The 10,764-nt window shown below is 41.1% G+C and carries 14 protein-coding genes; 9 read left to right on the forward strand and 5 right to left on the reverse strand.

Features of this window, described 5'->3' with window-relative positions:
• Window positions 1-128 precede the first annotated feature (128 nt).
• Entirely contained in the window at window positions 129-419 is a 291-nt protein-coding gene (locus IM477_RS22590) for a small RNA NsiR4-regulated ssr1528 family protein (protein ID WP_287733554.1), read from the reverse strand.
• Between the two features lie 20 nt (window positions 420-439).
• Here IM477_RS22590 and IM477_RS22595 point away from each other — a divergent pair, with 20 nt between their 5' ends.
• From IM477_RS22595 to shc, 6 genes are all read left to right on the forward strand, one after another.
• On the forward strand, window positions 440-928 hold the full coding sequence (locus IM477_RS22595; RefSeq protein ID WP_002777269.1) for a BlaI/MecI/CopY family transcriptional regulator: 489 nt from the start codon (window positions 440-442) through the stop codon (window positions 926-928).
• Entirely contained in the window at window positions 928-1,776 is an 849-nt protein-coding gene (locus IM477_RS22600; protein ID WP_287733555.1) for a M56 family metallopeptidase, read from the forward strand. The genes IM477_RS22595 and IM477_RS22600 overlap by 1 nt, the downstream gene beginning before the upstream one ends.
• Window positions 1,777-1,778: 2 nt before the next feature.
• On the forward strand, window positions 1,779-2,246 hold the full coding sequence (gene bcp, locus IM477_RS22605; protein ID WP_147068981.1) for a thioredoxin-dependent thiol peroxidase: 468 nt from the start codon (window positions 1,779-1,781) through the stop codon (window positions 2,244-2,246).
• Window positions 2,247-2,402: 156 nt separating this feature from the next.
• Window positions 2,403-3,200, forward strand: a complete 798-nt coding sequence (gene rpsB / locus IM477_RS22610) for a 30S ribosomal protein S2 (RefSeq protein ID WP_287733556.1) — start codon at window positions 2,403-2,405, stop codon at window positions 3,198-3,200.
• Window positions 3,201-3,316: 116 nt separating this feature from the next.
• Complete coding sequence (tsf, locus tag IM477_RS22615; protein WP_002753383.1) at window positions 3,317-4,072, forward strand: translation elongation factor Ts; 756 nt, start codon at window positions 3,317-3,319, stop codon at window positions 4,070-4,072.
• Between the two features lie 109 nt (window positions 4,073-4,181).
• Complete coding sequence (gene shc / locus IM477_RS22620; RefSeq protein WP_287733562.1) at window positions 4,182-6,089, forward strand: squalene--hopene cyclase; 1,908 nt, start codon at window positions 4,182-4,184, stop codon at window positions 6,087-6,089.
• Between the two features lie 60 nt (window positions 6,090-6,149).
• Here shc and IM477_RS22625 read toward each other — a convergent pair whose 3' ends face one another.
• Window positions 6,150-6,545, reverse strand: a complete 396-nt coding sequence (locus tag IM477_RS22625; RefSeq protein WP_287733557.1) for a helix-turn-helix domain-containing protein — start codon at window positions 6,543-6,545, stop codon at window positions 6,150-6,152.
• A 225-nt stretch (window positions 6,546-6,770) separates the two neighbouring features.
• Window positions 6,771-7,079, reverse strand: a complete 309-nt coding sequence (locus IM477_RS22630; RefSeq protein WP_287733558.1) for a type II toxin-antitoxin system HigB family toxin — start codon at window positions 7,077-7,079, stop codon at window positions 6,771-6,773.
• A gap of 458 nt (window positions 7,080-7,537) precedes the next feature.
• Here IM477_RS22630 and IM477_RS22635 point away from each other — a divergent pair, with 458 nt between their 5' ends.
• Complete coding sequence (locus IM477_RS22635; RefSeq protein ID WP_287733559.1) at window positions 7,538-8,533, forward strand: glycosyltransferase; 996 nt, start codon at window positions 7,538-7,540, stop codon at window positions 8,531-8,533.
• A 235-nt stretch (window positions 8,534-8,768) separates the two neighbouring features.
• A complete protein-coding gene (locus tag IM477_RS22640) occupies window positions 8,769-9,674 on the forward strand; it encodes an Npun_R2821/Npun_R2822 family protein (protein WP_287733560.1) in 906 nt (301 codons plus the stop codon).
• 42 nt (window positions 9,675-9,716) lie between these two features.
• On the opposite strand, the gene IM477_RS22645 is transcribed toward IM477_RS22640, so the two are convergent.
• Both IM477_RS22645 and IM477_RS22650 read right to left on the reverse strand, forming a co-directional pair.
• On the reverse strand, window positions 9,717-10,007 hold the full coding sequence (locus IM477_RS22645; protein WP_004162669.1) for a DUF3288 family protein: 291 nt from the start codon (window positions 10,005-10,007) through the stop codon (window positions 9,717-9,719).
• 2 nt (window positions 10,008-10,009) lie between these two features.
• On the reverse strand, window positions 10,010-10,624 hold the full coding sequence (locus IM477_RS22650; RefSeq protein ID WP_287733561.1) for a hypothetical protein: 615 nt from the start codon (window positions 10,622-10,624) through the stop codon (window positions 10,010-10,012).
• Window positions 10,625-10,714: 90 nt separating this feature from the next.
• Here IM477_RS22650 and IM477_RS23260 point away from each other — a divergent pair.
• Window positions 10,715-10,764 (forward strand): helix-turn-helix domain-containing protein (locus tag IM477_RS23260; RefSeq protein ID WP_353845525.1); only part of this gene is annotated, 50 nt, incomplete at its 3' end.

Here is a 10,764-nt window from a genome sequence, read left to right on the forward strand (position 1 = left end):
AAACTACTCTAGCATACTAAAGTTAAATTGGCAACTATAGATTAGAGTTATTCTTAGTCGTGCTTCGCTGTTCTATGCTGGCGGAACTTTTCATCTCCGAGGTGAAACCGAGAGATGAAAAGCCGACATTATAGGTAAAAAGCGATTTCTTTCTCCTTGAGAGGGGCAAAATCGGCGGCTAACAACAGCTGATTTAACTCCTCTTGGGGGATATGTTTGGCCCCGATGCGGACAATTCGCGATCTCATCGTGTTAGAAACCCCGCTTCTTTGTCGTCCTGCTTCCAAACCCATTACCCGGTGATAAAGTTCCAATTTTGCCTGGGGAATCGGGGAACCATCAAAATCAATGCCATTAGCGATCGCCAGATCAATGGCATCAGCACCCGTAGTCGTGGTTAAATTAGTTTCGGTGGACATAAAGACAATATAAAGGATCGTTGCTATTTTATCAGGCGATCGATATCCGCCGCTATGATCAGGAAAGTAATCTTCATTTCTGTGTGACTATGGCTCAATTGCCGACCTATCAACCAAAACAGTTATCCCTAGGCCCCCTAGAAGCGGAAATTCTCAATATTGTCTGGGAATTGGAACCCGTTAGCGTTAAGGATGTCCACGATCGCATTTTAGCGGATCCGGAACGAGATCTGGCCTATACTTCTGTGACTACGGTACTGCGTCGTTTAACTAATAAAGGCTGGTTAAGTTGTTATAAACAGGGTCGAATTTTCTACTGGAAACCGATGGTTTCTAAGGAACAAGCACAGGCAATTAAAGCCTACGAACAATTACATCGTTTTTTGGCTATTGGTAATGCGGATGTGGTGGCTTCTTTTGCCGATAGTCTCGATACTGCTAGTGTCGAACAATTAAAAGCGATCGCCTCTCGTTTAGATACCCTTCGTCAACAACGGAGAGAACGCTAATGCACAGTTTAATGTTATTACTAGCATTAACTATCGCCATTGGTTTACGTTGGTTTCTGCCCAGCTATCAGCGTCGTTGGCAGACAACGCTATTTTTCTTTCTCTTTCCTCCTTTGCTGCTGTTAATGACAGTTATATCGGTGGTTTGTATGGGCTATCGTGGGCAAATGTTGGGTTATAACTCCAGTTTAATTAGTTACTTTAGTGCCATAATTTGGCTAGTTTTTGCTATATTTTGTTTGATAAAACTCTCCTATCAAACTTGGCAAACCCATCGGGATTTTAGCAGTTATCCCCTCAAAAAAATCACCGCTCAGAAAGCGAGAGTTTTAGCAGTGAATTTTCCCTACAGTGCCAGAGTTGGCTTTTGGAAGTCGGAATTAATTGTGACGCAAGGATTATTAAATCTCTTAGATCAAGAACATTTACAAGCAGTTTTAGCCCACGAACAAGCTCACCAAGAATATCATGACACTTTCTGGTTTTTCTGGTTAGGTTGGTTGCGATCGATGTCTTCTTGGCTGCCCAATAGCGAGAATTTATGGTCAGAATTGGTCTTCTTGCGGGAATTACGCGCCGATAAGTACGCTTCTGGACAAGTGGATTATTTACTATTAGCTGAATCGCTGCTTTTAGTGGCAGAAAAAGTTAATCAAGTAGCGGAAATAAGTTTCTCCGATAGTTGCTGTGTCGCTCTCAATGATCATTCTTTAAATAATCGTTTATTAGAGAGAATCGATGCTTTAGTCGAGTCAGAAAACCCCGAACTTCCCAGATTTAACTATCAAGTCTGGCTATTGCTTTCCCTCTCCCTCGCTCCTTTCTTACTCTTGCCTTTACACTCCTAAAAATGACCCTAGAAGTTGGACAAAAAGCCCCCGAATTTGCCACCCCAAACCAAAGAGGCGAAATTAGTAAATTAGCAGATTTTGCCGGTCAGTGGTTGGTCTTATATTTTTATCCCAAAGATAACACTCCGGGCTGCAGCACAGAAGCGATCGATTTTACCGCTTTGTCGCCGCAATTTCAGCAATTAAACGCGGTAATTCTGGGAGTTAGTCCCGATTCAGAAAAGTCCCACTGTCGTTTTATTGAAAAACACAATTTAACTATTCAATTATTGAGCGATCCCGATCATCAACTGGCGGAAATTTATCAAGTCTGGGGATTAAAAAAATTTATGGGCAAGGAATATATGGGGATTAGACGCTCCACTTTCCTGATCGACCCCCGGGGAAATATTGCCTATATTTGGTCAAATGTCAAGGTAAAAGCCCATGCAGAAGCGGTTTTGAAAAAACTTGAGGAATTGCAGTAGGAAGCCCTCAGTACCCAATATTTACGGGTAGGCAATCGCGCCCTTTCGTGTTAGACTAGAAAAGTTGTCAAAAATCGCACATCTAGGCGATCGGGTGTTTCTAGGAATCTAGAAATCCAGCCCTAGATGGAGGATAAACCCGAAAAGGAGAAAAATATGCCCGTTGTCTCTCTTGCAGAATTGCTAGAGTCTGGGGTTCACTTTGGCCATCAAACGCGCCGTTGGAACCCGAAAATGTCTCAGTACATCTACACTGCCCGGAATGGGGTTCATATCATTGATTTGGTGCAAACTGCCCAATTAATCGAAGAAGCTTACGAATTTGTCCGAGGAGAAGCCGATCGCGGTAAACGCTTTTTATTCATCGGTACGAAACGGCAAGCGGCAGCAATCATTAAACAGGAAGCTTTACGCAGCGGTAGCCACTTCGTTAACCAACGCTGGTTAGGGGGAATGTTAACCAACTGGGAAACCATTCGCGGCCGGGTAGAAAGACTCAAAGAATTAGAAGAATTAGAAAATAGCGGAGCCCTCGATAAACGACCGAAAAAAGAAGCATCGGTACTGCGTCGGGAATTAGGCAAACTAGAAAAATACCTCGGTGGCATTAAAACCATGCGCCGGCTGCCGGATTTAGTCATCGTAGTGGATCAGCGTCGGGAATACAACGCTATCCAAGAATGCCAAAAATTGGGCATTCCCATCATCTCCCTCTTGGATACTAACTGCGATCCTGACTTGGTAGATGTGCCGATTCCCGCCAACGATGACGCAATTCGCTCAGTCAAACTGATTTTAGGCAAAATTAGCGATGCGATCATCGAAGGTCGTCGCGGTGGTCAAGCAGCGGTGGAAGAATACGAGGAAGAATACGATAATGAAACCGAGTACGAGGAAGAAGGTGATTATTCCCAATACGCCGCCGAATTTGCCAGTGGAGACGACGATAACTAGGGAAAATTAGCTATTGATCGCAGCTAGGTTCGGGGGGAAACTTTCCGAGCCTATCGAGCGGTCAAACCTGCCCCTCTCGTGGCATGATCAATTATAAGCAGTAGGTTAGGAATTTTATGGCGGAAATTACAGCACAACAGGTTAAAGAACTTAGGGAAAAGACCGGCGCCGGCATGATGGATTGCAAGAGGGCGCTGACGGAAAACGCGGGGGATATAACCAAAGCGATCGAATGGTTGCGTCAAAAAGGGATTACTTCCGCCGAGAAAAAAGCTAGTCGGGTAGCGGCAGAAGGGATGATCGGCAGTTACATCCACACCGGCAGCCGCATCGGTGTTTTAGTGGAAGTGAACTGTGAAACCGATTTTGTGGCCCGTCGCGAGGAGTTCAAAAAATTGGTTAATGACGTGGCCATGCAGATTGCCGCTTGTCCTAACGTCGAATATGTAAAAGTGGCCGATATTCCCGCCGAAATCGCCGCCAAAGAAAAAGAAATTGAGATGGGACGGGACGATTTAGCCAATAAACCCGATAATATCAAAGAAAAAATCGTGGCCGGCCGCATTGAAAAACGTTTGAAAGAACTTTCTCTGCTCGATCAACCCTTTATCCGCGATCAGAACATCAGTATTGACGAATTGCTCAAACAAGCGATCGCCGCTTTGGGAGAAAATATTCAGGTGCGTCGTTTCCAACGCTTTGTACTAGGTGAAGGGATCGAGAAAGAAGAAACGGATTTCGCCGCCGAAGTAGCCGCCCAAATGGGACAAAAAGCCCCGGAACCCGTAGCAGCAGCCCCGCAAGTGGAGGAAAAAGCCCCGGAACCGGCAGCGAAGGATAATCCGCCCGCTAAAGGCAAAAAGAAAAAGTAAGTTCAATGAAGATAAATCTGGTGGGGTGCGAGTTTCGTACCCTTTTTGTCTTCAGGGAATTATGAATTATTTGCACTCGTGGTCTCTAGAGGTTGTCGAACGGAAAAAAATGCAGATTCAGGACAAAATAACCGAAATAGCCGCTAAAACAGCGAAAGCGATCGAACTTTCTCAAAATTATTTACTTTCTACCCAATACTCTGACGGTTACTGGTGGGCAGAATTAGAATCTAATGTCACCATCACCTCAGAAGCAATTTTACTGCACAAAATCTGGAAAACTGACAAAAAACGCCCCCTAGACAAAGCAGCCACCTATCTGCGTCAGCAACAGTGTCCTAACGGCGCTTGGGAGTTATTTTATGGTGATGGTGGCGATCTTAGCACCACTGTGGAAGCCTACATGGGGCTGCGACTATTGGGAATTCCCGCTAATGATCCTGCTTTAGAAAAAGCTAGAGAATTTATCTTAGCTAAAGGTGGCATCAGCAAAACCCGCATTTTCACCAAAATGCACCTCGCTTTGATTGGTTGTTACGATTGGCAGGGGGTTCCCTCTATCCCCGCTTGGATTATGCTACTGCCGGAAAATTTCCCTTTTACTATCTATGAAATGTCCAGTTGGGCGCGGGGAAGTACGGTTCCTTTATTAATTGTTTTTGACAAAAAACCCGTGTATAAAATCGGTTTTAATCTCGATGAACTCTATACAGAAGGGGTGAATAATGTCAAGTATGAGTTACCAAAAAATAACGATTGGGCGGATGTTTTCCTCTGGTTAGATGGGCTGTTTAAATGGGCAGAAAAAACTGATTTAGTTCCCTTCCGTCAAGAAAGTCTGAAAGCGGCGGAAAAATGGGTAATTGAACGACAGGAAGACACGGGCGATTGGGGAGGAATTATCCCAGCGATGTTAAATTCCCTGTTAGCTTTAAAAGCCCTAGGTTATGATGTTTACGATCCGATTGTTGCCCGCGGTTTAAAAGCGGTGGATAATTTTGCCATTGAGACAGATAATACCTATTGTGTACAGCCCTGTGTTTCGCCGGTTTGGGATACGGCTTGGGTAATTCGATCGCTAATTGAATCTGGGCTAAATCCCGCTCATCCAGCTATGATTAAAGCGGGACAATGGTTAATCGATCAACAAATTCTTGATTATGGCGATTGGGCGATTAAAAATAAAATCGGAACCCCCGGGGGTTGGGCTTTTGAATTTGATAATCGCTGGTATCCAGATTTAGACGATTCGGCAGTGGTGGTGATGGCTTTAGAGTTAATTAAAATGCCCGATGAAAATATTAAAAAAGCTGTGATGAAACGGGCAGTTAATTGGATGGCTACTATGCAGTGTAAAGCTGGTGGTTGGGGAGCTTTTGACATCGATAACGATCAAAACTGGCTTAATTCTTTGCCCTATGCCGATCTAAAAGCAATGATCGATCCTAATACGGCTGATGTTACTGCCAGAGTTCTAGAAATGTTAGGTACTTGTGATGTCAACATGGAGGAAAATCGAGTTAAAAAAGCTTTGGATTATCTGGAAAAAGAACAGGAAGCTGATGGTAGTTGGTTTGGTCGTTGGGGTGTAAATTATATTTATGGAACCAGTGGGGCATTATCTGCTTTGGCTTTTCTGGAACCGAATAAATATCGCCATCAATTGCAAAAAGGAGCCAATTGGTTAAGCAGTTGTCAAAATGTTGATGGTGGTTGGGGTGAAACCTGTTTTAGTTACAATAACCCTAAATTTAAAGGACAGGGAAATAGTACCGCTTCCCAAACTGCTTGGGCATTAATCGGTTTATTAGCCGTCGGGAAAGTCACCGGCAATTATCAGCGAGAAGTGATTGAAAAGGGCGTTAACTATCTTCTTGTTACCCAAAAAGAAAATGGTACATGGGATGAAGATTACTTCACCGGTACAGGTTTTCCCTGTCATTTTTACCTGAAATATCATTTCTATCAGCAGTATTTTACTCTACTGGCTTTGGGGCGTTATCGGGCTTTGATTTAGTCCGTTAACCTATGCGTTAAGACAGGAAATAAGCTTAACTGTCTAGCGCATTTTTTGTGACTAACTAGGAAAAAATAAATCAGGAGATATATTTAAAAAATTGGCTAATTTTTGAATGTAGATAGGAGTTAAATCTTGTTGGCCATCAAGAATGTCATCCAGGGTTGACTTGCTTTCAAAAATAGATAGCAAATCTTGCTTTTGTAGTTTTTTTTCCTCTAATATAAATTTCAACAATTCAAGTCCATAAATATCAGGTATTGGCTCTTGATTTTCCTCATACTCATAAATTAAAGACCCTAAAACATTTAGATATTCCCTTTCTTCTACCGTTAATTGGGGTTTGTCTAAAAGGCGATTAATAACCTCCTGCATCATTTCTAAGTCTTCCTCATCGTGAATAGGACGAGGAGGGTATTGCTTTAATAATTCTAAGTATTTATCAGTGGCAAACATAAAGATAACTCTAATTTTATGGTTTAAATAGGGGTGACTGAAGGAGATACAAAATTTTTAGTTAATAATTTATAGTTTTCATAAGTGGGTGGGTGGAATTAAATATAAGATGAACGTAGGTTGGGTTGAAGCATGAAACCCAACGCCCGCATGGGTTACGCTACCGCTAACCCATCCTACAAATAATTTTTCCTCCCTACTTATTTGGAGATTCAGAGATTTAGATCAATATTTATTGAACCACGAATCTTTTTTCCATTGGTTTTTATTATATTCAGCATGGGTTAGTACTTTTCTAATAAAAATCTTTCCATCTTGAAAATCAACAAAAGTTATTAGTCGATAGTTGTTGCCGCAAATGTTGAATACTATAAAATTACCCACTAAGTCAGCCGAAGAAAAATCCTGACGAATATCTTGGAAACTTTGCCATTTTGCTTGACTAACTTGCTTGTACCAATAACGTAGACCAGCCTGAGCCTCTGGATGAGTTTCCCAAAAAATTCTTAAGGTGGATATTGAAATAATATGCATAATTTTTTATTAGATCTTTTAAGTTTTATTTTCATAACAAATATTCTCCTTGTTTGCTTGTTTGCAATTGGGTCAGTCACCCCAGCCCAAGTATAGCAAACTGCGAAGCCTCTAGTCAAGTATTTTAATTTCTCTGATAAACCGCATCCACAGGGAAACCCGTAGTTTTGCTTTTTCGGCTACGATACTTGCATAGCAATACTTTTAAGGCTTAATGGCTTGCCCGTGAAAGTCCAGTTATCTAGCTGGTTGCGGTTTATTAATATTTATTAATTAGCAGAATTTGTAATTAACTAGCTAAGTCTCTTGATAGCCGACTCAAGGCTAAAAAATTTATTTAGTAGTAATTACACTTATGCTCGATCGACTATTGCCTTTAGATACCTCACACCTTAATAATTAAGTATAGAATAGCCAAGTCTCCAGACTACCGCTTAACCAAAACTTCTATTATCCTGATGAGAAACCTCTATTTTCTTTTGCCCGGTACTACTTCTCCTTTTGGTGGGGGTGGACTGTGGGCAGAAATGAAAACCGTCAATTTGGCTAGTCAAATTTGTACCGCCCAGATTGTGACTTATCGTCAAAAAGAGTTAAATTATCCTTTTTTAGAGGATATACTCGCGAAAATAAGCTCGGATGACAGTATTTTTGTGGTTAGCTGGGGTTTTGATCTTCCTAAACTGGTGCAAAGATTGCGATCGCATAATATCATTTATCATGCCCATAGTACAGGTTACGGCTTCCGTTTACCCTCCCAAATACCAATTATCACCGTTAGCCGTAATACTATGGGTTATTGGGGAGAAAAGGCTCCTAATGCTTTAATTTACTATCTTCCTAATCAAATTGGCTCAGAATTTCTCAATTTAGGCTTAGAAAGAGATATCGATGTCCTAGTACAGGGGCGCAAATCCTCAAAGTATCTTCTCAATCGTCTAGTTCCCGCCCTCCGTCCCCACTGTCGCGTTAAGGTTTTAGATAGCTATGTGGAGGATTTAGTGGGATTATTCAATCGCAGTCGGGTTTATCTCTACGATTCGGCTGAATATTGGGCTGTAAACGGTTTAACGGAGGGTTTTGGCTTACCGCCCCTGGAAGCTTTAGCCTGTGGTTGTACGGTATTTTCTGGTGTTAATAGCGCCCTAGCCGATTATCTCGATCCCGGTTTCAATTGTCAAAAAATCGGGGCTTATTCCAGTCAATACGATCTGGAACGTATTCTTAATTATGCCCGTAATTTTCCCGTTAATTCTTTACAGGCTAATTTTCTCGATGATTATCATCCCGAAAAATTACTACCACGTTTTGAAACAATTTTAAGAGAAATTAATGATTTCTTTGATATTAAAAAACATTATCCGGCTGATATAGAAGGTTTAGAACCCCTGCGACTTAAAAAATTATGGATACAGAGTTCCCTCGCTAAACTTAAGAAAAAACTGTTTAAGTAGCAGTGATATTTCCTTAATTATTCGCTAATTCAAAAATGAAACCCACGACTTCTTAAGAGTTGACAGAGAAAGACCGATCGGCTATTCAGTTATCAGTGATCAGTGATCAGTTATCAGTGAACAGGGATATCGGGAGAAAAAAGCTGATGGCTGACTCCCCAAAAGGAAAACTTTCTACTTCACCATTAAGATAACTGCTATATAATTATTTCTAACTCTTACCCCCAGGATATTTATGAAGCGAGGAATTTACATTACCGCTAATGATCGAGTTATCGAGCAGGCGATCGCATTAATGAATAGTATTCGTTTGTACGATCCCGATTCTCCCGTCATCTTGATTCCCTACGACAATAATTATCAAAAAATTGCCGATTTATTGTCCGAAAAATATGGCGTTATTCTCTATCCCGATCTGCAATTGGTGGAAGAATTGGCACAGAAAATCTATGATATTTTTGGAGAAAAATTCTTTGCTCGTCCCAATCAATTTCGCAAGCAGGTGTGTTGGTTTGGAGAATTAGATCAATTTCTTTATATCGATACGGATATCGTAGTTTTTGAAAAAATAATAGATAATCTAAATTTCCTCGATACCTACGATTTTCTCTGCTGTGATTACCAACACAAAAAAGGGATTACTGATGTTTTTAATCAGATTGTTTTAGAACAAGGAATCTTCACAGAAAATGATCTAACTGGAATGTTTAACGGTGGTTTTTGGGCTAGTAAAAAGAATCTGTTCTCAGAACAGGAATTATATAGCGCTTTTCAAGAATGTGCCGATCATCCAGAATATTTTGATTTTTCTCAAAAAACCTCCGATCAACCGATTATTAATTATACCATTCTCAAACGAGTTCCCAATCGATTTAATATTGTCCGCGCTCCGGGTTGTCAAGCGGGAAATTGGGGGGGAAGTTCTCATTTTCAACGTCAGGGGAATATCTTAATCGATCCGAGATTAAATCAGCCCTTAAAATATTTACATTGGGCAGGAATTCGCATTGAACCGGGTTGTCCCTACTGGGATATCTGGAAATATTATCGTTATCTAGATGATCCTAATCCCCCCGCAGATCCGCCAGCAAGCAAACCAAAAAATCCTTTTCAGAGATTATTAGATAAAATCAAATTATAGGTTTGATTTTTCCTCTCGCACCATTAAGATAACTGCTGCAATTTAACTCCAATCCTGTTGCTCCTCGGTTTGGCGAATTTGATACACTTGTCCGTGACTGTGCAGTGGTCGAGTTTTTGCCCATAAACTAGCTTCATCTAACTGCCATTTTTCTAGGATTAAATCTAAATCTCTTTGGATTTCTCTTGCCCCCGGAAAGTTTTGATAACGTATGCGTAAACGAGCGCATTCAGCTAAGTTTAAATCATTGGGTTCTGATTGCAGTAGCTGATCAACAATCGGGCGATCGAGTCTTTCCTGTGGATGTTGTTGTTCTTGATTTTTACTAGCCATAATTAATCGAACCAACCGATATCGGAATCCGTTAACTCTGTGGGGGTAGGAGTGGGGGCAATATAACGGGCTAAAGTGGCCATTTCAAAGTTATAAAGACTGGGTTTCTTAGGCAATAGTTTGGTAATTGCTGACGGTTCAGGGGTGGGGGTGTGACTATTTTCTAGGGTTTTAATTTGATTATATAATTTTTCAATTAACTGTTTTTTCTCAGTCAGTTCTGTTTCTGTCTTGCTTAATTGACTCGATAATTTTTCAATTAACTGTTTTTTCTCAGTCAGTTCTGTTTCTGTCTTGCTTAATTGACTCGATAATTGTGCCACCAAAGTAGTTTTTTCCGAGAGGACAGATTCTAACTGCTCGGTCTGTTGTTGTAACTGCTGTAAACTGACAGAGAGTTCCAGATGTTCTTTAAGTTCTTCTTCCAGAGAAATAACTTTTTCTTGGAGAGTTTGCCCATTTTTCTCGGTTTTTTCTAATTCTGCCGTCAAGTCGTTAATTTTTGCCTGTAAGGTGGCGTTAGTTTCCTTAGAACGTTTGGCAGAAGGAGAGGGTTGGGATTCTACCTCTTTATTAGCTTCTGTACGGATGAGATCGTTTAAATTACCTTTGGTCATCGAAAATTTGGGTCTGAAACCCCGTCGTTCTACGACGGCTTTACTGTTAAATATTAGCACATTTACGAAATATATGCTAAAATGTGAGACATGGAAAAAGCCTATTCGTTTCGATTTTACCCCACACCAACACAAGAGTC

Origin of the sequence: Microcystis sp. M090S1 (genome assembly GCF_020246295.1) — a bacterium.
Lineage (GTDB): Bacteria > Cyanobacteriota > Cyanobacteriia > Cyanobacteriales > Microcystaceae > Microcystis > Microcystis aeruginosa.